The sequence below is a fragment of the Xanthomonas sp. WHRI 7064 genome (assembly GCF_040202355.2).
Taxonomy (GTDB): domain Bacteria; phylum Pseudomonadota; class Gammaproteobacteria; order Xanthomonadales; family Xanthomonadaceae; genus Xanthomonas; species Xanthomonas arboricola.
This window is the reverse complement of record NZ_CP167821.1, coordinates 4,357,501-4,379,681: the sequence shown is the minus strand read 5'-3', so window position 1 is coordinate 4,379,681 and position 22,181 is coordinate 4,357,501. Positions and strand designations below refer to the sequence as shown.

Sequence of the window (22,181 nt, the reverse complement as noted above, 5' to 3'; positions counted from 1 at the left end):
GCGGCTACTGTGCCTTGATCGCGATGGCGGGCAAGCCGCTACCGGTCAGTTTCTGCTTGGCTTCGGCCAGTTCGCTGGCGCTGCCGTACGGCCCCATGCGCACGCGGTAGACGGTCTTGCCGCTGATGTCGGCCGACTCCACGCGTGCGGCCAGGCCCATCATCGCCAACTTGGCCTTGGTCGATTCGGCATCACCGGAGGCGCCGAACGAGCCGGCCTGCAGGATGTAGCGGGTGTTGTCGGTCACTGCAGAGGCAGCTGCCGGAGTGGCAGCTGCTGCTGTCGCTGCCTGCTTCGGCGCAGCGGTTGCAGCCGGCGTGCTCAGTGCCGCAGTGCTGGCCGGCGCCGGCGTGGCGGCCGGGCGTGCCGGAGCGGTCTCGGTCAATGGCTTCGGTGCGCTGGCGGCCGTTTCGGTCAACGGGACCGGCACGCTGGCGGCCGGCGTGGCTGCCGCCACGCTCGCGCCCGGTGCCGGCGCGACCGGCTTGCCTTCCAATGCGGCGCGCGCACGTGCGGCTTCCTCGGCGCGCGCACTGGCCGCCAGTTCGGCATCGGACATCTGCACTTCCTTGCCGGGCAGCAAGGTGTAGAAGTCGTACTGGGTCTGCGCATCGCCCGGCTTGGCCTGCGGCTTGGGCGGTTGTGCGCTGGGCTTGGGCAGCTCGGCCGGCGTATCCACGTCGGCATCGGCCACCGGCTCGGGCTGCGCGTCGGGGTTGGCGCGCGGGCCTACGCGCAGGAAGCCGTCGCCGTCCTTCTTGAACAGGTTGGGCGCGGCCAGAAAGATCACTGCCGCAATCGCAGCGCCCGCCACCAACCACACCCAACCGGGGGTGCCATTGCTGGTGTTGCGTCGCGCCTGACTCTTACCGCGTCGTGCTGCCATCTACCACTTCTCCGAATCACGTCGTTGCGGGCCATGCGGCCCGGCTTACATCTTTTCTGGGGCGCTGACGCCAAGCAGTTCCAGGCCGTTGGCAAGCACCTGTTGCGTGGCGACGGCGAGGGTGAGCTTGGCGTCGCGCTCTGCGGCATCGTCCACCAGCAGTTTGGTGTTGTGATACCACGTGTGGAAGGCGTGCGCCAATTCACGCAGGTATTGCGCGATCTGGTACGGCTCCAGCGTCTGCCCGGCGATTTCCACCACCTCCGCATAGCGCGACAGCTCGACCATGACGTTGAGCGAATGCTCGTCGTCCAGGCGCGCCAGCTCGGCCAGTCCATGCGCCTGCTCGTACTTGTAGCCCTTCTCCTGCGCCTGCCGCAGCACGCTGCAGACGCGGGCATGCGCGTACTGCACGTAGAACACCGGGTTGTCGTTGCTCTGCTGACGGGCCAGGTCGATGTCGAAGGTGAGCTGTGAGTCGGGCTTGCGCGCGATCAGGAACCAGCGCACCGCATCGGCGCTGGTTTCCTCGATCAGATCGCGCAGGGTGACGTAGCTGCCGGCACGCTTGGACAGTTTCACTTCCTCGCCGCCGCGCATCACCGTGACCATCTGGTGCAGCACGTACTCCGGCCAGCCTTGCGGGATGCCCAGTTCCAGCGCCTGCAGGCCGGCGCGCACGCGCGTCAGCGAGCCGTGGTGATCGGCACCCAGCTCGGTGATCGCGCGCTCGTAGCCGCGCTGCCACTTGGTCAGGTGATAGGCCACGTCCGGCACGAAGTAGGTGTAGGTGCCGTCGGACTTGCGCATCACCCGGTCCTTGTCGTCGCCGAAGTCGGTGGACTTCAACCACAACGCGCCGCCTTCCTCGTAGGTATGGCCGGAGGCGATCAGCTTCTGCACCGCCTCTTCGACCTTGCCGTCCTTGTACAGCGAGCTTTCCAGGAAATAGATATCGAAATCGACGCGGAACGCAGCCAAGTCGTGGTTCTGCTCGTTACGCAGGTAGGCCACGGCAAAGCGGCGGATCGCGTCGAAGTCGGCAGGGTCCTTGCCGCCGGTGACCAGATGGCCTTCCAGGTCGACGGTGTCGCCGGCCAGGTAGGCGGTGGCCACATCGGCGATGTAGTCGCCGCGGTAGCCGTTCTCCGGCCAGCCGTCGCTGTCGGGGGTGAGCCCCTGCGCGCGCGCCTGCACCGACAGGGCCAGGTTCTCGATCTGCACGCCGGCATCGTTGTAGTAGAACTCGCGCTTGACGTTCCAGCCGTTGGCATCGAGCACGCGCGCCAGGCTGTCGCCGATCGCCGCGGCGCGGCCGTGGCCGACGTGCAGCGGGCCGGTCGGGTTGGCCGAGACGTATTCCACGCCCACCGAGCGGCCGTTGCCGGCCAGCCCGCGGCCGTAGTCGTGGCCCTGCTTGAGCACATGCGCCACTTCGCGCTGGTAGGCGGTGGGGGCGAGATGGAAGTTGATGAAGCCCGGGCCGGCGATCTCCACCTTGGCCACGTCGTCGCTGGCCGGCAATGCGGCGACCAGCGCCTGGGCCAGCGCGCGCGGGTTGCTGCGCGCCGGCTTGGCCAGCAGCATCGCGGCATTGGTGGCGAAGTCGCCGTGCTCGCGCGTCTTGGGCCGCTCGACCACAAAATCCGGCGGCAGGGTGTCGGCAGGCAGGGTGCCGTTGGCGCGCAAGGCTTCAATGCCTTGGCCGATCAGTGCGCGGAGTTGGGCTTTCACGTGGGATCTGCTTGGAACGAAACCACCGATTTTACCCGACCGCGCGCCCCGGGGTCGGGCCGATGGTTCAGGTCACCGCCGCGCGCTCATCCCAGCCAGCCGCGCTCGGCCAGCGAGACCGGACGCCCGTCGCCGATCACGAAGTGGTCCAGCAGGCGGATATCCACCAGCTCAAACGCATCCAGCAGGCGCCGGGTGACCGCGCGGTCGGCCTCGGACGGCTCCGGATTGCCTGAAGGGTGGTTGTGCCCGACGATCACCGCCGCGGCGTTGTGCAGTAGCGCCCGCCGCACCACTTCGCGCGGGTGGATGTCGGCCCCGTCGATGGTGCCGGTGAACACTTCCTCGAAGGCGATGGCGTGATGGCGGGTGTCCAGGTACAGCACCGCGAACACCTCGTAGGGGCGCGCACGCAGCCGCTGCGAAAAGTAGCGGCCGACGCTGGGCGGGTCGCTGAGCGCGTCGCCGCGTTCCAGTGCGCTCAGCAGGTGGCGGTGCGCCAGTTCCAGCGCTGCACTGAGCTTGCAGGCCGAAGCCGGGCCCAGGCCGGGCAGGCGCGCCAGGGCGGGCGCCGTGCGATCCAGCAGCACGCGCAGCGGGCCGTGGCGCAGCAGCAGATTGCGTCCGGTCTGGACGGCGTCCTGGCCGCGCAGGCCGGAGCCGACAAAGATCGCCAGCAACTCGGCATCGGACAGGGCAGGCGCCCCGCGCGCCAGAAGTTTCTCGCGCGGGCGTTCGTGGGTGGGCCAGTCGTGAATGTGCATATGGCGAGATTGCCGGTGCTCATCGCTCACGCCTATCAGGCCGGACGGGGGCATCGGCTAATCTAGTTGTCCTTGTAACCGTAGGACGACTCCGACGTGATCGGCTCCACTCAGGCCCGCCCCCTGGACGGACAGCGCTTGCTGCTGTGCGTCGGCGGAGGCATTGCCGCTTACAAATCGCTCGAACTGGTCCGTCGCCTGCGCGACGCCGGTGCGCAGGTGCAGGTCGCCATGACCAGCGGCGCGCAACAATTCGTCACCCCGCTCAGCTTCCAGGCCCTGTCCGGGCAGCCCACCCGCACCACGCTGTGGGACAGCGCTGCCGAGCAGGCAATGGGACATATCGAACTGGCGCGCTGGGCCGATCAGGTGATCGTCGCCCCGGCCACCGCCGACCTGCTGGCGCGGCTGGCGCACGGCCTGGCCGACGATCTGGTCAGCACGCTGTGCCTGGCCACCACCGCGCCGCTGACCGTGGCCCCGGCAATGAACCACCGCATGTGGCTGCACCCGGCCACGCAGGCGAATGTGGCGACCCTGTCCGCACGCGGCGTGCGCGTGGTCGGTCCCGAGGACGGCCCGCTGGCCGAAGGCGAGTCCGGCCCCGGCCGGCTGGCCGAGCCGGCGACGATCATCGCCGCCCTGGCCGGCGGTGCCGGCCGCGCCGCGCCGCTCGCCTCCAAGGCTGCTGCCGCCCCGGCGTTCGTGCCCAGCAGCGCGCAACTGGACGGCCTGCGCATCGTGATCAGCGCCGGCCCCACCTTCGAGGACCTGGACCCGGTGCGCTACGTGGGCAACCGTAGTAGCGGCAAGATGGGCTATGCCCTGGCCGCTGCCGCCGCCAGCCAGGGCGCCGACGTGGTGCTGGTCAGCGGCCCGGTGCACCAGACCACCCCGGCCGGGGTGCGGCGGATCGACGTGCGCTCGGCTGCGCAGATGCGCGATGCGGTGCTGGGCGCGTTCCCGGCCGACATCTACATCGGCGCCGCCGCAGTGGCCGACTACACCCCCAAGCGGGTGGTCGCGCAGAAGATCAAGAAGACCGGCGAGACGCTGACCCTGGAACTGGTACGCACCCCGGACATCCTGGCCGAGGTCGCCGCGCAGACCGGCGCGCTGAAGCTGGTGGTCGGCTTTGCCGCCGAAACGCACGACGTGGAGCATTACGCGCGTGGCAAGCTGGCCGCCAAGCGGCTGGACCTGATCATCGCCAACCAGGTGGGGATCGAGGGCGGCGGCTTCGAAAGCGACAACAACGCCGCCACCGCTTACTGGCAGGGCGGCGAGCGCGCCTTCCCCAGCAGCAGCAAGACCGAACTGGCCGACCAGCTGTTGGCCCTGATCGCGGAGAGATTGCAGGCATGAGTACCCCGACCCAGTCCTTGCAGGTGAAGCTGCTCGACCCGCGCTTTGGCGATCTGTGGCCGCTGCCGGCCTACGCCACCGACGCCAGCGCCGGTATGGACCTGCGCGCTGCGCTGGAAGCGCCGATGACGCTGGAACCCGGCGATGCGGCGCTGATTCCCAGCGGCATCGCGATCCATCTGGCCGACCCGCAGCTGTGCGCGGTGATCCTGCCGCGCTCGGGCCTTGGCCATCGCCACGGCATCGTGCTCGGCAACGGCACCGGACTCATCGATGCCGATTACCAGGGGCCGCTGCTGATCAGCACCTGGAATCGCGGCCGTGAGGCCTTCACCATCGAGCCGGGCGACCGCATCGCACAGCTGGTGATCCTGCCGATCGTGCGCGTGGGCTTGCAAGTGGTGGATACTTTCGTCGACAGCGCGCGGGGAGCGGGTGGATTCGGCCACACCGGCGTGCGCTGACGGGGGACGTCACATGAGCAAGGCGAACGAGCGCAGGCAGTCGATGTCCAGCGTGCGTACGAGTGGTCCGGTGTTGGGGGGGGTGTTGGTGCTGCTGGCTGCCTGGTTCGGCTGGAGCAGCTATACGCAATGGCGCCAGGATGCGGTTGCACAGGAACTGGAACAGGCGCGCGACCGCGCCGTGCAGGACATCAGCCGAGCAATGGCCCAGCAGGCCAGCCAGCTCGACGCCGTGCTCAAGCAGCCACAGGTCATCGCCGCGTTGGCCAATGGCGACGCGCTGGCCGCCGCCTCGAGCATCCGCGAGCGCTTCAAGGGCGCCGAGGATGTGCAGGTCCTGTCTGGCGACCTCGCTGCGGCCTACGACAATCCCAAGGACTTCGGTTACGCGCGGCTGAGCCTGCTCGAGTCGGCACTGGTGGCCGAGCGTGCGCAGGTGCACGTGGTGCGCGATGCCAAGCAGGTCCGTCTCGGTGTGGCGGCAGCGGTGCGCCTGGGCGCGCAGCCGGCGGTGGCGTACGCGCGCCTGCCGTTGTTGCGTCTGACCGGCCCGCTGGATGCGATCGCAGTGCCCGGCAGCGCGTACCTGGCCTTGCGTCAGGGCAGCTACAACGTCGCCCAGCAAGGCGATGTGGTGCTGGCTGATGCCGCCGAAACCCTGGCCAGGCCATTGGGAAACAGCGGCCTGCGCGTGGCCGCCGCGGTGCCGCAACGCGATGACGGCCCGCTGGGTCTGGGCGCCGTGGGCTGTGCGATCGTGGCCGCGCTGCTGCTCGTCATCGCCGTGCTGTTGGTGCTGGCCAGCCGTGGCCGCGTTGCCTTGCCGCGTCGCCGCGTGGCCGGCGAGCCAACCGCCGACGAACCCACCTTCAGCCAGAGCCTGCAGCACGACGCCAGCCTCGCCAGCCAAGCGCGCGCGCTGGAGGCAGATGCGCCGCCCGCGCCGCCGGCGCTGGTGCCGGCCGTGCAGGTCGCCACCGAGATGTTCCGCGCCTACGACATCCGTGGCGTGGTCGGCAAGGACCTCAACCCCGGCGTCGCCGCGTTGATCGGCCAGGCCATCGGCAGCGTGATGCAGGCGCAGGGCCTGCGCGAGGTGGTGGTCGGCCGCGATGGGCGGCTGTCGGGCCCGGAGCTCGCCAACGGCCTGATCGACGGCCTGCGCCGCGCCGGCTGCCAGGTGATCGACATCGGCCTGGCGCCCACCCCGGTGGTGTATTTCGGCGCCTACGAATTACGCGCCGGCAGCTGCGTGGCGGTCACCGGCAGCCACAATCCGCCCGACTACAACGGCTTCAAGATCGTGATCGGTGGCGAGACCCTGTCCGGGGCGGCGATCGCCGAACTGCACCAGCGCATCAACGAAGGCCGCCTGCACACCGCGGCAACGCCTGGCGATCTGGAACAGCGCGACATCAGCGACGCCTACATCCAGCGCATCGCCGACGACGTGCAACTGGACCGCCCGATCAAGGTGGTGGTGGATGCCGGCAACGGCGTGGCCGGCGATATCGCACCGCGCCTGCTGGAAGCGATCGGCGCCGAGGTCATCCCGCTGTATTGCGAGATCGACGGCACCTTCCCCAATCATCATCCCGACCCGAGCGAGCCGCACAACCTCGACGACCTGGTCAAGATGGTGCAGCGCTTCGATGCCGATATCGGCGTGGCCTTCGATGGCGATGCCGATCGTCTGGGCGTGGTCACCAAGCAGGGCGCCATGGTGTTCCCGGACCGTCTGCTGATGCTGTTCGCTGCCGATGTGCTGCAGCGCAATCCCGGCGCGCTGGTGATCTACGACGTCAAGTGCACCGGCAAGTTGTCCGATCACGTGCTGCGCAACGGCGGCAGCCCGTTGATGTGGAAGACCGGGCACTCGCTGATCAAGGCCAAGATGCGCGAGACCGACGCCGAACTGGCCGGCGAGATGAGCGGGCACTTCTTCTTCAAGGAGCGCTGGTACGGTTTCGACGACGGCATCTATGCGGCCGCACGCCTGCTGGAAATCCTGGCCCAGCGCGAGGAAACCCCCTCGGAGGTGTTGGACGCCCTGCCCGAAAGCGTGTCCACCCCGGAAATCAAGGTGCCGGTGGATGGCGATGCGCACGCGCTGGTCGCGCGCATTGTCGAGCGTGCCCAGGCTGGTGAGGAATCGCCGTTCGAGTCGGCGCGGCTGTCGACGATCGACGGGCTGCGTGCGGACTTCGCCGACGGCTGGGGCCTGGTGCGTGCCTCCAACACCACGCCGATCCTGGTGCTGCGCTTCGAGGCCGATACCGAAGACGCACTGCAGCGGATTCGCGGGTTGTTCCGCAGCCAGTTGCAGGCCCTGCTGCCGGATCATCCACTGGAATTTTGACCGGCCGGTGCGTCACGGGCGACTGCCCTGCCGGCTTACTGGCAGGGCAGGTCGCGTCGCCACAGCTGCCGACCACACCGTGCTGGGCGCTGGCAGATGCAGGCCATCACCGCAGTGCGCAGCCCGCTCCGACAGGCGTAGGCGGTCGACGTCAGACGCCGCCCGAACAGGCGCCGCTGGACGTCAGACGTTGATCGAGCAGGCGCCGCTGGACGTCAAATGTTGATCGAGCAGACGTCGCTCGCACAGATATCCCGCAAGGCTGACAGGCGAAGACGCGTATCAGTCTTTCCGACTCAAGCCGCACGAATGCACGCGATCACGGTCACCCGCCTTCCGGACCCGGCGTACGTGCGCGATCATCAGGCGCTGCAATCGCGGCGCCGTGTGCAGCGTGGCCGTGCAGCAGCCAGACCGCATCCCAGTACGGATACCCGCCGATCTGCGCGGCCAGCCCTGCGCGTACTGGCAACGCCACCAGCGCGCGCGCGAACTGTCGGTGGTCCTCAGTCGGCGCAAGCGCCGACGCCTGCATCTGCGGCTGCCACACCGTCCCGCCACGGCCGCGCGCGCGATTGACCGCCTCGGCAGCCGCCTGTCGTGCGACCGCAGCCAGTTGCAGCAGCGCAGCCTTGCCCGGTGCCTGCAACAGCGCGCACCAACTGTCCGGCAGCAGCACCCAGCACAGCAACTGCGCACCCTGCCAATGACCGGCCGCCGCAAGGCTGGCCGCGGCCGCCCGCGCGCAACGCCAGTCGGCAAACAACGGCACCTGCTGATGCGTGTACAGCTGCAGGTGCCAATGCGCCGCAATCGGCGCCGACCCGGACAACGGACGATGGAGGAGCGCGCTGGACATAGGCACAGCATGCCGATGAGCAAACAGCCGCGGCATCGGCCACGGGCCTCATTCCAGGTCGGTAACCAGCGCATCGCGACGTACGAAAAAACGCGTTGACCCCAACTAGCGAGCCCCTGACGTTATCCACCGAAAGCAGAGCCAATGCAGCGTGCCCCATCGGCTCAGTGACGAAGCCAGCATCACTTCAAAGGCTGGAGACTTGGATCAGACGTGCCGCACTGACGAATCCCCACTCCCCATTCCCGATTCCCGATTCCCCGCTCAATGCACCGCCCGATCCCGCCTCCAGCCGCGATGCTTCACATCCAGATACAGGCTGTAGAACGCGGTAAACGCCGGGAACAGGTTCTGCAGCACCCCCACCGAATCCTGCTTGGCCGAGAACACGAAATAGCTCAGCGTCATCAGGCTGCCGACCACGCTCATGTACCAGAACATGCGCGGGATCACCGGCTTGCCGGCGCGCTTGGAAGCGACAAACTGCACCAGCCAGCGGCCGCCGAACATCAGTGCGCCCACATAGCCGATCAGCTTCCAGCCGGTGACATGCAGCCCGGTCCAGTACAGCCAGGTCAGCGGTTGGTCCAGCCAATGCAGTTCCATCAGCGCTCCTGCACCACGGTGCGCTTGCTGCGGGTGATCAACCAGGCCACGCCGCGCAGGTCGCGGATGCCGACCAGCGCGCGATTGAGGTTGTTGTACTTGGACACTCCGGCGGTGCGATGGCGGTGATGCACGGGTACGCTCACCGTGCGCCAGCCGGCACGCTGCATCAATGCCGGCAGATAGCGGTGCATATGATCGAAGTAGGGCAGGTCGAGGAACGCCTCGCGCTCGAACAGCTTGATGCCACAGCCGGTATCGGGGGTGTTGTCGTGCAGCATGCGCGAACGGATCGCGTTGGCCCACTTGCTGGCCCAGCGCTTGGACCCCGAATCCTGGCGGTTGACCCGCCAGCCGGCGAACAGCTTTACCTGCGGCTCGGCACTGGCGCGTGCGGTCAGCAATTTGGGAATGTCGGCCGGATCGTTCTGGCCGTCGCCGTCGAGCGTTGCGATCCAGCTCGCACGCGCGGCCTTGACGCCGTTGCGCACCGCCGTGCTCTGGCCGCTCTGGGTCACGTGATGCAGCACGCGCAGTTCCGGCGTGGTGGTCTTCAGGCCTTGCAGTACCGCCAGGGTGTCGTCGCGCGAGTGGTCGTCGACATAGACGATCTCGAACGCCACCAGCCCGCGCAAGGCGGCGACGATCTCGCCGACCAGGGCGGCGACGTTATCGCGCTCGTTGAACACCGGGACGACGACGGAAAGCTGGGGTTGGCTCATGGATTCGTGGTGCCAGATGAAGGCTGAGCGAAAAAGATCGCGCATTGTGCCCTGACTGTCTGAGTCAGGCATGAAGCGAACCTGCGTTGTGTGCGCTGGAGCGAGCGCCAAGCGGCCTGTAGCGTGTGCGAGCGCGTTAAATAACCGGACTCGCGCAGCCTGGAGGAGATCGCGATCCTCGCCCGGATGGTGCAGGTAGGGCGCGGAAAGCTCAACGCTCCAGCACGCCGCCCTGCCGATACGCCCGTCGCTGCGGGCGCGACCTCGCGTCGATATGCGATTGCCTGGCCGCTGCGCCGCTGCGCCGCTGCGCTGACGTGGCAAGCGCGCCCTAGGCGCGCTCGCCGAAATAACTGCGGCACCAGTCCACCACCTGCGGCAGGCCGTGCTCGACCGGAGTGGCCGGCTCGAAGCCGAAGGCGGCGTGCGCGCGCTGCGTATCGGCCATGGTGCGGATCATGTCGCCCGGCTGCATCGGTCGGTAGACCTTCTCGGCCGGGCGCCCGGCGGCCTGGGCGATCACGTCGATGAAGTATTCCAGCTCCACCGGTGTGTGGTTGCCCAGGTTGAACACCCGGTGCGGCACTGGCTCGCCGCTGGGAGTGTCCAGCGCGCCCAGCACGCCGGCCACGATGTCGTCGACGAAGGTGAAGTCGCGCTGCATCCTGCCGTGGTTGAACACTTCGATCGGCCGCCCCGCCAGCACCGCGCGGCTGAAGATCAGCGGCGCCATGTCCGGCCGGCCCCACGGCCCGTACACGGTGAAGAACCGCAGCCCGGTCGCGCGCAGGCCGTACAGCTGCGCATAGGTATAGCCCATCAGCTCGTTGGCGGCCTTGGTCGCCGCATACAGCGAGCGCGGCTGGTCCACGCGCTGGTCTTCGGAAAACGGCGGGGTGGCCGAATCGCCGTACACCGAACTGCTCGAGGCATACACCAGGTGCTGCACGCCCCGATGCCGGCACAGTTCGAGCATGTTGACGAAGCCGACCAGGTTGCTGTCGACGTAGGCGGACGGGTTTTCCAACGAGTAACGCACCCCCGCCTGCGCGGCCAGATGCACCACGCGCGTAGGCCGGATCTGGTCGAACAACGCGGCCAGGCCGTCGCGGTCGGTCAGGTCCAGCGTGCGGATGTCGATGCCCGGGCACAGCGCCGCTACCCGGTCGCGCTTGAGCTGCGGGTCGTAGTAGCTGTTGTAGTTGTCCAGGCCCACCACCGATTCACCGCGCGCAGCCAGCGCGCGGCAGGTGTAGGCCCCGATGAAACCGGCGGCGCCGGTGACGAGAATGGTCATTGCAGTGGTCCTGGAGATATCGGAAGCGGGCGGGCAGGCAGGTGGCGCTCAGAACAGCCCGAAGCGCTTTTTGGCGACGTTGACGCGATCGAGCGCAATGATGTCCCCAATCCCCCTGGCATCGAAGCGATCCAGCAGCGCATCGCTGCCGTCCTTCAGTTTCAGCGCCATCTCCTCCGGATACAGCGGCACCACCGTCATGAACACGATGGTCTTGTCGGCATCGATGGACAGGCGCGCAAATCCCTCGGGCGTGCTCACCGGTGGCAGCACGATGGCGCCGTCGAAACGCACGCCGGGTGCGTAGGGTTCGGCCGGATGGCCATTGGGAATGGTGTGGCCGAAGCCCAGCCAGGTCTCGAACTTGTGCGGCAGCCGGGCCAGGGTCTTGAGCAGGCGGATCGGCCAGTAGTGGCGCGGGTCTTCGAAGTCGCGCTGGTCCATCGGCCAATCGGCGGGCAGGCTCAGCATCAGCTCCATGTACTGCGGCGCTTCCACACCCTCGGGCAGGGTCATCGGCCGGTCGCTCATGCCCGAGGTCACCAGCCGCAGGTACGGGACATCCGCGGTGGCGGGCACCACATGCACGTCCAGATGCACGGCGTCGGAGATGATTTCGTGCAGGACTCCCGAGATCGGCCCCAGGTGCTGCTCGATATGTGCGCTGATCTGCTCGATGCAGTCGCCGCCGTGTGCCGGCTCGAATGCCTTTTCCTGCGCGTGCAGCATCAGCGTGCTGCCGCCCGGGCTGATCTGGTCGTCTTCAGTGCTCATGGGTTGCTCCGGTTGATGGCCGCACCTGATCGCATGCGCGCACTCACCCCAGACTGAGCGGTGCTTCGCTGGCCAGGGTTGCCTTGCGTTCGGCGCTGAACGCCCACCACGGCCGTGGCGCCTCGCCTTGCATGAAGCGCGTGATCGACAGGAACACGTCGATCACGCAGGGGTCGTGCAGCACGCCGGTGCGCAGACACAGCTGCGCATACATGTCGTAGGCATCGCGACCGCGCAGTTGCGCGGCAACCCGGATGCCGATCCGCTGCAGATCCTTTTCGCAGGCCGGCCCCACGTTCGGCAGGTCGGTCAGATGCAGCAGGTGCTTGCGATCGACCTTGGCGGGATTCATTGCCGGGGATGCTCCTGGTGCGGGTGCACAGGCTCAGCTGCGCTGCAGGCGCAGGCGTTCGAGCACGCCGTCCAGCGTGTCCAGGTCGGTGTAGTGGATCACCAGCTTGCCCTTGCCGCCGCGCCCGTGGTTGAACACCACCTTGGTGCCCAGCGATTCGGACAGTTCGGTTTCCAGCGAGGCGATATCGGCCTGAGGCGCAGCGGCGGCCGGCTTGCCCTTGCGCAATGCGCCGGGCACCTTGCCGGCGGCGAACTGCTGCGCACGGTGTTCGACCTCGCGCACCGACCAGCCCTGGTCGGCGGCTTCCTGCGCCAGCTTGCTGGCCAGCTCCGGCGCCAGGGTGAGCAGCGCACGCGCATGGCCCATTTCCAGGCGTCGGGTTTCCAGCAGCACGCGGATCGCCACCGGCAATTCCAGCAGCCGCAGCAGGTTGGACACCGACGCACGCGAGCGGCCCACCGCACCGGCGGCCTCGGCGTGGGTCAGCGAAAATTCGTCGATCAAGCGCTGCAGCGCCTGCGCTTCTTCCAGCGGGTTGAGGTCTTCGCGCTGGATGTTCTCGATCAGCGCCATCGCGATGACGGTGCGGTCGTCCAGCTCGCGCACCACCACTGGGACTTCGCTTAGCCCGGCCAGCTGCGAGGCGCGCCAGCGACGTTCGCCGGCCACGATCTCGAACTGCCCCGGTGCCAGCTCGCGCGCCACGATCGGCTGGATCACCCCCTGCGCCTTGATCGACTCCGCCAGCTCGGCCAGCTTGACCTCGTCCATCTCCTTGCGCGGCTGGTACTTGCCCGGCTGCAATTGGGTGACCGGCAACCGGCGCAGGCTGTCGCCCGGCTGCAAGGCTTCCTCGCTGGCCGCGCTCGGCGCCGCGGCGGCGGCCGCGCCCTTCGGCCCCAGCAGCGCTTCCAGGCCACGGCCCAGGCCGCGCTTCTTTGCGGGGATCGGCTTGTTCATCAGACGGTCTCCACGGGCCGGTAGGCCTTGTTGCGGTCGTTCTGGCGGCGCACGATTTCGCCGGCCAGCCCCAGGTAGGCCACGCCACCGCGCGAGGTGCGGTCGTAACCGACGATGCTCTGGCCATGGCTGGGTGCTTCGGCCAGGCGCACGTTGCGCGGCACGATGGTGCGGAACACCTTGTCGCCGAAATGCTCGGTCAGCTCTGCCGACACCGCATTGGCAAGGTTGTTGCGGATATCGAACATCGTGCGCAGCACGCCTTCGATTTCCAGCGCCGGATTGAGGTTGGCGCGCAACGCCTCGATGGTTTCCAGCAGCGCGGTCAGTCCTTCCAGCGCGTAGTACTCGCACTGCATCGGCACGATGATCGAATCGGCAGCGGTCAAGGCATTGAGCGTCAGCAGCGACAACGCCGGCGGGCAGTCGATCAGGATGAAGTCGTACTCGTCGCGGATCGGCGCCAGGGCGCGCTTGAGCCGCTGCTCGCGCTCGCCCTGATCCATCAGCTGGATCTCGGCTGCGGTCAGGTCGATGTTGCCCGGCAGCAGGTCGAAGCCTTCCGGCGCGGTGACCCGGATTTCGGCCGCGGTGTTTTCGCCCAGCAACAGGTCGCAGGTCGAGGCGGCCACATCGCGCTTGTCGATGCCGCTGCCCATGGTCGCGTTGCCCTGCGAGTCCAGATCCACCAGCAACACACGCTTGGGCGCGCGCGCCAGGCCGGCCGCCAGATTGACCGCGGTCGTGGTCTTGCCGACGCCGCCTTTCTGGTTGGCAATGGCGATGATCCGGGCCATGCGGGAGAGCCTCGTGGGCAGGGAGTAAGACCGGCCATTATGCGGGCAGGGCGTCGGATCGGGAAATGCCGCCCGCGGCAGTGCGCTGCACGGGCGGGAATGACGGCTGCGCCGGTCAGCCGGTGGGCGCCGCGCCGGCCGGCGGCTCCTTCATCGCCCGGTAGCGCTGCAGGATGTCGGCGATCTCGCCGTCCAGCGCCACCCGTTGCTGCTCGAAGCTGGTCTGCAGACGCAATTGCGCCATCAGCTCGCGATGGCGTTGCTGGATGTCGGCGGCCAGCTTGTCGGCCACCGCCTGGCCGGCCAGTTCGCGGTCGCCGGCGCTGCGCAGCATGCTGGCCAGCCCTTCGCGCAGGCTGGTCACGTTGAAGCGCGCGGTGTGGATGTTGTTGTCGACGATGGCGATGCGCTCGTTGAACACCCGGCGCAGGTCGTCCTCGCTCTGGTAGGACATCAACATCGCCTGGTCGGTGCGCTGGCGCATCTGCTCGGCGGCCAGGTCGGCCTGGCGTTGCTGCTCGCTGGCGGCTGCTGCGGCGCGCTCGTCGCTGTTCATGGCGCGCTGCACCTCGGCGCTGCGCAGGCCGCTCTTGGCGTTGAATTCGTCGCGCGCCTGATTGACCGCCTCCGGCGGCAGCGTATCGCTGCACACCCGGGCGCCGTTCTGGTTCCAGCAATACAGCTTCTTCGCGGCCGGCTTGTCCTGCGCGATGGCAGGCGCGGCGGCCACGGCTGCCGCAACGGCGGCGAGTAACGCCAAACGGGTGTGTCTCGGCATCATCGCAGCCCCCTGTCGCCTGCCGTCAGCCTGTGGTGTCGGTACCGTAGCGGCCACGATAGGCCAGCAGCGGTTCCCGGAAGCCGACAAGGTCGGCGTTTCCTGCCGCAAAAGCAAGCAGGTCGCCCAGGTTGGCCACCGCGATCACCGGGATGCCGGCCTCGGCCGCCACCGCCTGCGCAGCCGAGCGGCGATCCTGCTCGGAGGCGATCTCCTGCCGGTCCAGCGCCACCACGATCCCGGACGGAATGCCGCCGGCGCCACGGATGATGCCCAGTGCCTCGCGGATCGCGGTGCCGGCGGTGATCACGTCGTCGACGATCAGCACCTTGCGGCCTTCAAGCGGCGCGCCGATCAGGCTGCCGCCCTCGCCATGGTCCTTGGCTTCCTTGCGGTTGAACGCCAGCGGCAGGTCACGCCCGCGTCCGGCATAGGCGCAGGCCAGTGCGGTCGCCAGCGGGATGCCCTTGTAGGCCGGCCCGAACAACAGGTCGAACTCCACCCCGGCCGCGTCGATCGCATCGGCGTAGCACTGCGCCAGCTGCGCAGTCTTGGCGCCCGAATCGAAGCGCCCGGCATTGAAGAAATACGGGCTGAGCCGCCCGGACTTGAGCTTGAACTCGCCAAAGCGCAGGGCATCGGCGCCCAGGGCCAGCTGCAGGAAACGGGTGCGGTGGTCGGTCATTGACGGGAATGGGGGAATGGAGAATCGGGAATGGTAAACGCATCGCGCCTCGGCAGCCTTCGCAGCTGCGCTGGGGTAGGCTTTACGATTCCCTATTCCCGACTCCCCATTCCCGGCCTATGCGCATCATCAGTTTCAACGCCAACGGCCTGCGCTCGGCCGTCACCAAGGGTTTCTTCGAGTGGTTCGCCGACCAGGACGCCGACGTGCTGTGCGTGCAGGAGACCAAGGCCCAGGAGCATCAGCTGGCCGGTCCCAAGTTTCTGCCCACCGGCTACAAGGCCTGGTTCCGCGACGCCAGCACCAAGAAGGGCTACAGCGGCGTGGCCATCTACAGCAGGCACGAGCCCGATGAAGTGCGCACCGCGCTGGGCTGGCCCGAGTTCGACGAAGAAGGCCGCTATGTCGAAGCGCGCTTCGGCAACCTCAGCGTGGTGTCCTTCTATATCCCGTCCGGCTCGTCGGGCGAGTTGCGCCAGGGCTACAAGTTCCAGGTGATGGAATGGCTGCGGCCGATCCTGGAGCAGTGGCTGGCCAGCGGCCGGCAGTACGTGCTGTGCGGCGACTGGAACATCGTGCGCTCGGCGCTGGACATCAAGAACTGGAAGTCCAACCAGAAGAATTCCGGCTGCCTGCCGCCCGAGCGCGACTGGCTCAACGGCCTGTGCGCCGATGCGCTGGAAGACGCCAACGCCGCCAGCGGCCGCGGCTGGGTCGACACCTACCGCGTGCTGCATCCCCAGGGCCAGGACTACACCTGGTGGAGCAACCGCGGCGCAGCGCGCACCAACAACGTCGGTTGGCGCATCGACTACCAACTGGTCACCCCCGGCCTGCGCGACAAGGTGAAGGCCTGCTCCATCTACCGCGAGCAGCGCTTCTCCGACCACGCGCCGTACATCGTGGATTACGCGGAGTGAGTGAGGGCGCGCAGCTGGCAGTGACGAGCATGGGGACGGTTGGCCAGGCCCCCCAGTGGTGTGCTTCCAGCCACTGCGTGGAGATCAACCTCGAGTGCGTGCAGGCTGTGCCTGGCCGCAGCCTGATGGCGGTGGATCCTTCATGGAGCCAATCATGCGTTTCCGGCAGGTCAATCCGCGCAGAGGCTAGCGATACTGCCCGCCCGGCAACAATCAGCACTCGTTCCCAGCGGCCACACGCATGACCAAGCCTGTACCCAACTACAAAGGACTGCGTGGCATCCGGCAGGCCTTCGCCACGCCATCGGCTGCAACCATGGCACTGCTGGGTTTCGGCAGCGGTCTGCCGTTCCTGTTGATCGCCTCGCAGACCCTGTCCACCCGGCTGCGCGACGTCGGGCTGGATCTGGGCAGCATCGGTCTGATCAGCCTGGCCAGCTTCTTCTACCTGCTCAAGTTCCTGTGGGCTCCGCTGATCGACCGCTATGCGTTCCCGATCACCGCGTTTCTGGGCCGCCGGCGTTCCTGGCTGCTGGTCTCGCAACTCGGCGTCACCGCCGGCCTGTTCGCACTGGCGTTTTCGCGCCCGGACATGAGTGTCACCGGCCTGGTCACCTGGGTGCTGTTCGCCTCGTTCTGGGGCGCCACGCAGGATTCGGTGGTGGATGCCTACCGCATCGAAATCGCCCCGGACACGGCGCAGGCCGCCTTGGCGGCGACTTACACCCTGGGCTATCGGATCGGCCTGATCCTCGGTGGCGCCGGGGCGTTGTACCTGGCCGAATACCTCAACTGGACCTCCGCGTACCTAGCCATGTCGGCGCTGATGCTGCTGCCGATCATCACCACCCTGGTATGCCGCGAGCCGGACCGGCCGCTGGTCACAGTGGTGCGTCGCATCGACGTGGCCGGCGCATTCTGGCAGCCCATTTCCAGTTTCTTCTCCAGCAACGGGCTGGCGCTGGGCATCGTCCTGCTGGCATTTGTCGGCCTGTTCAAATTCCCGGATCAGGTGATCGGCGTGATGGCCGGGCCGTTCTATCTGGATTCTGGCTACACCAAGGCCGACATCGCCACAGTGTCCAAGCTGTTCGGCGTGTGGATGGGCATCGTCGGCGCGTTCGCCGGCGGTGCGGCGGTGGCGGCGTTCGGCTTCCGTCGCATGCTGCTGGTGGCCGCACTGGGCGTGGCGCTGTCCAACCTGGCGTTTTTGCTGATGGCGCAGAACCCCGGCAAATTGTGGGCGTTCTACGCCGCACTCAGTGCCGACAATCTGTTTCAAGGGTTCGCCGGCACCGTGCTGGTGGCCTTCATGTCATCGCTGACAAATCGCAATTTCACTGCCACCCAGTACGCCCTGCTGGTGTCGCTGGCCAATTTGCCGGGTAAATTCGCCGGAGGTGTGTCCGGGTTCCTGGTCGAGGCCACCTCCTACAGCACCTTCTTCATCCTCAGCGCCCTGACCGTGGTTCCCACGCTGGCCCTGCTCGCCTGGCTGTGGCCGCGGCTGGATGCCCGCGATGGGCGCCCGGATTGAAACGGCCGCCAAGGTTGCCGATGATGCAGGCGGGGCAGCGCAGTGCACGAGGCAGGGCATGACCGATCTGGTGTTGCGGGACATCGATCCATTGCTGGTGGACAGGATTCGTCGCATCTCCGTCGCTCGCGGCTGGACCCAGCATCAGACCGTGATGCATCTGCTCGAACAGGGCCTGTTCGCCAGCGAATACGAAGTCACCGGCGGCCTGCAACACCCGGAAGTCGATGCCCTGGCCGAAGCGATTGCCGCGCTCAAGGCGCTGCCGGCAGGGAATAGTCCCTAGCTGCAAACGGTCAGCCAGCGCTGCCTCGCGTGCCAATCCGCTCGGCGCGAGGATGCTGTGCGAATGCGGGCGCTCGCACTGACCCAGGCCTGTCACGCCGGATAGATCGCTCCCAGCAACCGCGGCCCGGCTGCCCCGGTCACCGACGGCAGATTGGCCGCACGGCCTGCGAGCAGTTCCGCGGCTAACCATGCGAATCCCATCGCCTCCAGATAGTCCGGATCCAGCCCATGCCGCGCGCTGGATTCCACCACCACGCCCGGCAATCGCGCCGCCAGTCGTGCCATCAATACCGGATTGCGCACCCCGCCACCGCACACCAGCACCCGGCGGGTATCGGGCTGCAGCCGCAGCAACGCGTCGGCGACACTGGCCGCGGTCAGTTCGAGCAGGGTCGCCTGCACATCGGCCGCAGATAGCGCCACGTCTCCCAGTGACCGCATTGCCTGCATCGCCCAGTCCAGATGGAACTGCTCGCGTCCGGTGCTCTTAGGCGGTGCCAGCGCAAACCACGGGTCGGCCAGCAACGCCTGCAGCAGTGCGGTATCGACGCGCCCGCTGGCGGCAAATGCACCGTCGGCATCGAACGGGGTGCCGCGATGCTGCTGGCACCAGCTGTCCAGCAATGCATTGGCCGGCCCGGTATCGAAGCCCAGCACCGCGCCATCGCGCGGGATCAGCGTCAGGTTGCCGATGCCACCCAGATTGAGCACTGCGCGGTCTTCATCGCCAGTGCCCAGCATGGCCAGATGGAAGGCCGGCATCAGCGGCGCGCCCTGACCGCCGGCAGCCACATCGCGACGGCGGAAATCGGCCACCGTGGTGATGCCGGTGTGCTCGGCAATCCGGCTGGCATCGCCGATCTGCCAGGTGAAGGCCGGATCGGCCTTGGGGCGATGCCGAATGGTCTGCCCATGCGAGCCGATCGCGCGAACGCGCCCACGCGCGATGCCGCTGTCGCGGATCAGTTGATTGGCCGCGGCCGCAAACGCCAGCCCCACCTGCGCATCCAGGTGTCCAAGCGCATCGATGGCGATCACGTCGGCGCCCTGGCCCAGCATCACCAGCGTTTCGCGCAGTTGCGGCTCCCAGGCCACGGTCGTGCCGGCAACCAGTTCGCAGCGGCGATGGCTGTCATCGGCAAAGCGCACCAGTGCGGCATCGATGCCGTCGGCGCTGGTGCCCGACATCAGGCCCAGGTAGAGCGGGGATTCCAGGTGTTCCGGAGCAGACATGCCAGAGCCAGTTGCACAGTGGTCATGCAGCTTGTGCAGCCGGGGTGGGAGAGTCAACCGGCCCTGCACGTCTCGCGGCAGGGCCAATGGGTTGTGCGCTCGCCAGGCAGCGCTCCACGCGCAGCGCCGACTGTCGCATCGGCGTCCGGGTTCCCACTCGTAGCCAACCTTACCCCGGCGCTGGCCGGGATATCGCGTGAGCTAAACCCTTCGTGAACCGCTCCGCAGCCATCCGACCGGCGATGGCCAGGTCGGCGGCTGAGAAATCAGCCGTACCTAATCAACCGCGCGGCTTGCCCTTGGCAGGCTTGCCGGCGTCGGCATAGATCAACTTCTCCATGCCTTCGATACGCGCCAGCGCCGGCGCCGTCTGCGCGCGGAAGGCGGCCAGCTCGGCACCCTGCAAGGGCTCGGGCGGCGGCATGGTCACCGACATCGGGTTGCGCTGCTGCCCGGCGACGCGGAATTCGTAATGCAGATGCGGGCCTGTCGCCAGGCCGGTCATGCCGACATAGCCGATCACCGTACCCTGGTTGATGCGCTGGCCGGCCTTGATCTTGCCGAAGCGCGACATGTGCCCGTAGAGCGTGCTGAAGTTCCTGCCGTGATCCAGGATCACCACATTGCCGTAGCCGCGCTGGGTGCCGACGAACACCACCCGCGCATCGCCGGCAGCCATGATCGGCGTGCCCGAGGCTGCCGCATAGTCCACGCCCTTGTGCATGCGCATGGTGCCCAGCACCGGATGCTTGCGTGCGCCAAAGGTCGAGCTGATGCGGCTGTAGGCCACCGGCATACGGATGAAGCTCTTCTTCAACGGCCGGCCGGTGATGTCGAAATACTCGGCCGGCTTGCCGGCACGCTCGAAGCGGAAGCCGGTGTAGGTCTTGCCGCCGGTGGTAAAGGTCGCCGCCAGGATGTCGCCGGTATTGATCCGCTCGCCCTCGCGCCAGGTTTCGTCCATCACCACGCTGAAGCGATCGCCCGGCTGCAGATCCTTGTCGAAGTCGATGTCGTACTTGAAGATCTCGTCGGTCATGACCGACACCGCCGCCGGGGACAGCCCCGACTTGCCGGCCGAGGCGTACAGCGAGCTGCTGATTTCCCCGCTTGCCACCACCGTGCGCGTGGTCGTCGCCCGCTCGGTGACGTTCTCGCGCACGCTGTCGCCCAGCAGGCGCAGCTCCACGCGGTGGCTGTCGTCGCGGTCGAAGCGCAATGCGCGCAACTCGCCCGGCGTCGGCATATCGAAGGCAATCTCGGCACCCGGACGCAGCTTGGTCAGCGCCTCCTTGGTGCCCGGATGCGCCAGTACCTGGTACATCACCGCGGTCGGGATTCCCAACTCGCCGAACAAGGTGCTCAGCGTCTGCCCGGATTTGACCTGCAGGATTTCCCAATCGGTGCTCGGCGCCAGCTGCTTGCGGCTCGGCACCAACGGCGGCAGCGGCAAGGCCAGCGTGGAATGGCTGGACAGCGGGGTGTCGATGGCGTTGGAGAAGCCCGGCACAATCGTGGCCACCAGCGCACCGATGGTCGCGAACAGGCTGGCATGGATCCAATGACGGCGTGTCCATTGGTCGTTGAATGCCGCCGGGAGATGCGCCTTGAGCTTGCGATGCAGGGCAGTGTCGTGGAGGACGTGGAGGCGTTCGTGGAAGCGCCGCTTGCGTGCACGGCCCTGCTCTGAGTTCTGCATCGTTCAAATTCCTCGCTGGCTCGAAGTGCGAGCCCAATCGCCGGTACCATAGACAGCCTGTAACAGCGCGTCAAACCATTGAGCCTGTTCGTTTATTTACATTTGGCGCGGAATTAACCCGCGTTTAACATCGTTCACGTTGTTGACGGCAAACGCCGCTGGAGTCTGTGGTTGGCCACTATCGAAGAATCCCTCGCACTCATCGGTCGCGGCGCCGAGGAGATCCTCAAGCTCGATCAGCTCGAAGCGCGACTGAAATCAGGTGTGCCCCTGCGGGTCAAGGCCGGTTTTGATCCCACCGCGCCGGATCTGCATCTGGGCCATACCGTGCTGCTCAACAAGATGCGGCAGTTCCAGCAGCTCGGGCACCAGGTGATCTTCCTGATCGGCGACTTCACCGGCATGATCGGCGACCCGAGCGGCAAGAACGTCACCCGCAAGCCGCTGAGCCGCGACGATGTGCTGGCCAATGCGCGTACCTATGAGGAGCAGGTCTTCAAGATCCTGGACCGCGAACGCACCGAGGTGCGCTTCAACTCCGAGTGGTTCGGCCAGATGAGCGCGGCGGACATGATCAAGCTGTCCGCGCAGCACACGGTGGCGCGCATGCTCGAGCGCGACGACTTCGCCAAGCGCTTCACTGGCCAGCAGCCGATCGCCATCCACGAATTCCTGTATCCGCTGGTCCAGGGCTACGACTCGGTCGCCCTGAAGGCGGATGTCGAACTGGGCGGTACCGACCAGAAGTTCAACCTGTTGATGGGCCGTGGCCTGCAGGAGCACTACGGCCAGGCCCCGCAGGTCGTGCTGACAATGCCGCTGCTGGAAGGCCTGGACGGCGTGGCCAAGATGTCCAAGTCGCTGGGCAACTACATCGGCATCAACGAGCCGGCCATCGACATCGTCACCAAGACCATGAAGATCGGCGACGAGCTGACCTGGCGCTGGATCGATCTGCTGTCTTTCGACATCAGCGTGGCCGAAGCAGAGCGCCTGAAGGCGCAGGTCGCCTCGGGTGAACTGCACCCGCGTGAGGTCAAATTGCGGCTGGCGCGCGAACTCACCGCGCGTTTCCATGACGCTGCTACCGCGGAGCAGG

At 67.3% G+C, this 22,181-nt stretch carries 22 protein-coding genes (1 of these 22 running past the window's edge); 7 read left to right on the top strand and 15 right to left on the bottom strand.

Going from position 1 to position 22,181, the window contains the following annotated elements:
- Positions 1 to 4: 4 nt before the first annotated feature.
- The 3 genes from ABQY74_RS18630 to radC form a co-directional block, all read right to left on the bottom strand.
- Entirely contained in the window at positions 5 to 886 is an 882-nt protein-coding gene (locus tag ABQY74_RS18630) for an SPOR domain-containing protein (RefSeq protein ID WP_349794110.1), read from the bottom strand.
- A gap of 45 nt (positions 887 to 931) precedes the next feature.
- Positions 932 to 2,620 (bottom strand): arginine--tRNA ligase, encoded by a 1,689-nt coding sequence (gene argS, locus ABQY74_RS18625; RefSeq protein WP_016901969.1) that lies wholly within the window; start codon positions 2,618 to 2,620, stop codon positions 932 to 934.
- A gap of 86 nt (positions 2,621 to 2,706) precedes the next feature.
- Positions 2,707 to 3,384: a DNA repair protein RadC gene (gene radC / locus ABQY74_RS18620; protein ID WP_039524852.1), complete on the bottom strand. Its 678-nt coding sequence runs from the start codon at positions 3,382 to 3,384 to the stop codon at positions 2,707 to 2,709.
- Positions 3,385 to 3,480: 96 nt separating this feature from the next.
- Here radC and coaBC point away from each other — a divergent pair, with 96 nt between their 5' ends.
- Genes coaBC through ABQY74_RS18605 form a run of 3 tightly spaced genes read left to right on the top strand, consistent with a single transcriptional unit; the run spans position 3,481 to position 7,572 of the window.
- The gene (gene coaBC / locus ABQY74_RS18615) at positions 3,481 to 4,749 is read left to right on the top strand and encodes a bifunctional phosphopantothenoylcysteine decarboxylase/phosphopantothenate--cysteine ligase CoaBC (protein ID WP_104575419.1); all 1,269 of its coding nucleotides are present in this window, start codon (positions 3,481 to 3,483) and stop codon (positions 4,747 to 4,749) included.
- Positions 4,746 to 5,213 carry a dUTP diphosphatase gene (gene dut / locus ABQY74_RS18610; protein WP_016901966.1) on the top strand — a complete coding sequence of 156 codons (468 nt, stop codon included), beginning with the start codon at positions 4,746 to 4,748 and terminating at the stop codon, positions 5,211 to 5,213. Before coaBC ends, dut begins: the two co-directional genes overlap by 4 nt.
- Positions 5,214 to 5,226: 13 nt before the next feature.
- Positions 5,227 to 7,572, top strand: a complete 2,346-nt coding sequence (locus ABQY74_RS18605; protein ID WP_065048540.1) for a phosphomannomutase/phosphoglucomutase — start codon at positions 5,227 to 5,229, stop codon at positions 7,570 to 7,572.
- A gap of 325 nt (positions 7,573 to 7,897) precedes the next feature.
- Here the strand turns inward: ABQY74_RS18605 and ABQY74_RS18600 are convergent, their stop codons facing one another.
- The 10 genes from ABQY74_RS18600 to pyrE form a co-directional block, all read right to left on the bottom strand.
- Positions 7,898 to 8,431 (bottom strand): hypothetical protein, encoded by a 534-nt coding sequence (locus tag ABQY74_RS18600; protein ID WP_349794113.1) that lies wholly within the window; start codon positions 8,429 to 8,431, stop codon positions 7,898 to 7,900.
- Positions 8,432 to 8,695: 264 nt separating this feature from the next.
- A complete protein-coding gene (locus ABQY74_RS18595; protein WP_016901963.1) occupies positions 8,696 to 9,037 on the bottom strand; it encodes a lipid-A-disaccharide synthase N-terminal domain-containing protein in 342 nt (113 codons plus the stop codon).
- Positions 9,037 to 9,759 (bottom strand): glycosyltransferase family 2 protein, encoded by a 723-nt coding sequence (locus tag ABQY74_RS18590; protein WP_024940453.1) that lies wholly within the window; start codon positions 9,757 to 9,759, stop codon positions 9,037 to 9,039. The genes ABQY74_RS18595 and ABQY74_RS18590 overlap by 1 nt, the downstream gene beginning before the upstream one ends.
- Before the next feature lie 331 nt (positions 9,760 to 10,090).
- Positions 10,091 to 11,056 (bottom strand): SDR family NAD(P)-dependent oxidoreductase, encoded by a 966-nt coding sequence (locus tag ABQY74_RS18585; RefSeq protein WP_102251042.1) that lies wholly within the window; start codon positions 11,054 to 11,056, stop codon positions 10,091 to 10,093.
- Positions 11,057 to 11,104: 48 nt separating this feature from the next.
- Positions 11,105 to 11,830, bottom strand: coding sequence for a suppressor of fused domain protein (locus tag ABQY74_RS18580; RefSeq protein ID WP_349794115.1), 726 nt, complete (start codon positions 11,828 to 11,830; stop codon positions 11,105 to 11,107).
- A 43-nt stretch (positions 11,831 to 11,873) separates the two neighbouring features.
- On the bottom strand, positions 11,874 to 12,182 hold the full coding sequence (locus tag ABQY74_RS18575; protein ID WP_016901959.1) for a helix-hairpin-helix domain-containing protein: 309 nt from the start codon (positions 12,180 to 12,182) through the stop codon (positions 11,874 to 11,876).
- A gap of 33 nt (positions 12,183 to 12,215) precedes the next feature.
- A complete protein-coding gene (locus tag ABQY74_RS18570) occupies positions 12,216 to 13,145 on the bottom strand; it encodes a ParB/RepB/Spo0J family partition protein (RefSeq protein WP_039510312.1) in 930 nt (309 codons plus the stop codon).
- A complete protein-coding gene (locus ABQY74_RS18565) occupies positions 13,145 to 13,942 on the bottom strand; it encodes a ParA family protein (RefSeq protein ID WP_016901957.1) in 798 nt (265 codons plus the stop codon). Before ABQY74_RS18565 ends, ABQY74_RS18570 begins: the two co-directional genes overlap by 1 nt.
- A gap of 115 nt (positions 13,943 to 14,057) precedes the next feature.
- Positions 14,058 to 14,723 carry a hypothetical protein gene (locus ABQY74_RS18560; protein ID WP_100224744.1) on the bottom strand — a complete coding sequence of 222 codons (666 nt, stop codon included), beginning with the start codon at positions 14,721 to 14,723 and terminating at the stop codon, positions 14,058 to 14,060.
- Positions 14,724 to 14,745: 22 nt separating this feature from the next.
- Complete coding sequence (gene pyrE / locus ABQY74_RS18555; protein WP_349794117.1) at positions 14,746 to 15,405, bottom strand: orotate phosphoribosyltransferase; 660 nt, start codon at positions 15,403 to 15,405, stop codon at positions 14,746 to 14,748.
- Between the two features lie 119 nt (positions 15,406 to 15,524).
- Here pyrE and ABQY74_RS18550 point away from each other — a divergent pair, with 119 nt between their 5' ends.
- The 3 genes from ABQY74_RS18550 to ABQY74_RS18540 all read left to right on the top strand — a co-directional run bounded on the left by ABQY74_RS18550 (position 15,525) and on the right by ABQY74_RS18540 (position 18,148).
- Entirely contained in the window at positions 15,525 to 16,325 is an 801-nt protein-coding gene (locus tag ABQY74_RS18550; protein ID WP_039524873.1) for an exodeoxyribonuclease III, read from the top strand.
- Positions 16,326 to 16,566: 241 nt separating this feature from the next.
- Positions 16,567 to 17,862 carry an MFS transporter gene (locus ABQY74_RS18545; protein ID WP_161961289.1) on the top strand — a complete coding sequence of 432 codons (1,296 nt, stop codon included), beginning with the start codon at positions 16,567 to 16,569 and terminating at the stop codon, positions 17,860 to 17,862.
- Between the two features lie 58 nt (positions 17,863 to 17,920).
- A complete protein-coding gene (locus ABQY74_RS18540) occupies positions 17,921 to 18,148 on the top strand; it encodes a hypothetical protein (protein WP_016901952.1) in 228 nt (75 codons plus the stop codon).
- Between the two features lie 92 nt (positions 18,149 to 18,240).
- On the opposite strand, the gene ABQY74_RS18535 is transcribed toward ABQY74_RS18540, so the two are convergent.
- Complete coding sequence (locus ABQY74_RS18535) at positions 18,241 to 19,383, bottom strand: anhydro-N-acetylmuramic acid kinase (protein WP_047127512.1); 1,143 nt, start codon at positions 19,381 to 19,383, stop codon at positions 18,241 to 18,243.
- 280 nt (positions 19,384 to 19,663) lie between these two features.
- Entirely contained in the window at positions 19,664 to 21,082 is a 1,419-nt protein-coding gene (locus ABQY74_RS18530; RefSeq protein ID WP_016901948.1) for a M23 family metallopeptidase, read from the bottom strand.
- Between the two features lie 171 nt (positions 21,083 to 21,253).
- Between ABQY74_RS18530 and tyrS the strand changes: the two genes are divergently transcribed.
- Positions 21,254 to 22,181 carry the 5' portion of a tyrosine--tRNA ligase gene (gene tyrS, locus ABQY74_RS18525; protein ID WP_039520941.1) on the top strand. 284 nt of this gene lie beyond the right edge of the window, so the window shows 928 of its 1,212 coding nt (coding positions 1-928); its start codon is at positions 21,254 to 21,256; the stop codon falls past the right edge of the window.

Excerpts from the sequence above, each read along its gene's own strand:
- ABQY74_RS18630 (WP_349794110.1), bottom strand. The coding sequence starts at position 886 with ATGGCAGCACGACGCGGTAAGAGTCAGGCGCGACGCAACACCAGCAAT.
- radC (WP_039524852.1), bottom strand. The coding sequence starts at position 3,384 with ATGCACATTCACGACTGGCCCACCCACGAACGCCCGCGCGAGAAACTT.
- dut (WP_016901966.1), top strand. The coding sequence starts at position 4,746 with ATGAGTACCCCGACCCAGTCCTTGCAGGTGAAGCTGCTCGACCCGCGC.
- ABQY74_RS18605 (WP_065048540.1), top strand. The coding sequence starts at position 5,227 with ATGAGCAAGGCGAACGAGCGCAGGCAGTCGATGTCCAGCGTGCGTACG.
- ABQY74_RS18600 (WP_349794113.1), bottom strand. The coding sequence starts at position 8,431 with ATGTCCAGCGCGCTCCTCCATCGTCCGTTGTCCGGGTCGGCGCCGATT.
- ABQY74_RS18595 (WP_016901963.1), bottom strand. The coding sequence starts at position 9,037 with ATGGAACTGCATTGGCTGGACCAACCGCTGACCTGGCTGTACTGGACC.
- ABQY74_RS18590 (WP_024940453.1), bottom strand. The coding sequence starts at position 9,759 with ATGAGCCAACCCCAGCTTTCCGTCGTCGTCCCGGTGTTCAACGAGCGC.
- ABQY74_RS18585 (WP_102251042.1), bottom strand. The coding sequence starts at position 11,056 with ATGACCATTCTCGTCACCGGCGCCGCCGGTTTCATCGGGGCCTACACC.
- ABQY74_RS18580 (WP_349794115.1), bottom strand. The coding sequence starts at position 11,830 with ATGAGCACTGAAGACGACCAGATCAGCCCGGGCGGCAGCACGCTGATG.
- ABQY74_RS18575 (WP_016901959.1), bottom strand. The coding sequence starts at position 12,182 with ATGAATCCCGCCAAGGTCGATCGCAAGCACCTGCTGCATCTGACCGAC.
- ABQY74_RS18570 (WP_039510312.1), bottom strand. The coding sequence starts at position 13,145 with ATGAACAAGCCGATCCCCGCAAAGAAGCGCGGCCTGGGCCGTGGCCTG.
- ABQY74_RS18565 (WP_016901957.1), bottom strand. The coding sequence starts at position 13,942 with ATGGCCCGGATCATCGCCATTGCCAACCAGAAAGGCGGCGTCGGCAAG.
- ABQY74_RS18560 (WP_100224744.1), bottom strand. The coding sequence starts at position 14,723 with ATGATGCCGAGACACACCCGTTTGGCGTTACTCGCCGCCGTTGCGGCA.
- pyrE (WP_349794117.1), bottom strand. The coding sequence starts at position 15,405 with ATGACCGACCACCGCACCCGTTTCCTGCAGCTGGCCCTGGGCGCCGAT.
- ABQY74_RS18550 (WP_039524873.1), top strand. The coding sequence starts at position 15,525 with ATGCGCATCATCAGTTTCAACGCCAACGGCCTGCGCTCGGCCGTCACC.
- ABQY74_RS18545 (WP_161961289.1), top strand. The coding sequence starts at position 16,567 with ATGACCAAGCCTGTACCCAACTACAAAGGACTGCGTGGCATCCGGCAG.
- ABQY74_RS18540 (WP_016901952.1), top strand. The coding sequence starts at position 17,921 with ATGACCGATCTGGTGTTGCGGGACATCGATCCATTGCTGGTGGACAGG.
- ABQY74_RS18535 (WP_047127512.1), bottom strand. The coding sequence starts at position 19,383 with ATGTCTGCTCCGGAACACCTGGAATCCCCGCTCTACCTGGGCCTGATG.
- ABQY74_RS18530 (WP_016901948.1), bottom strand. The coding sequence starts at position 21,082 with ATGCAGAACTCAGAGCAGGGCCGTGCACGCAAGCGGCGCTTCCACGAA.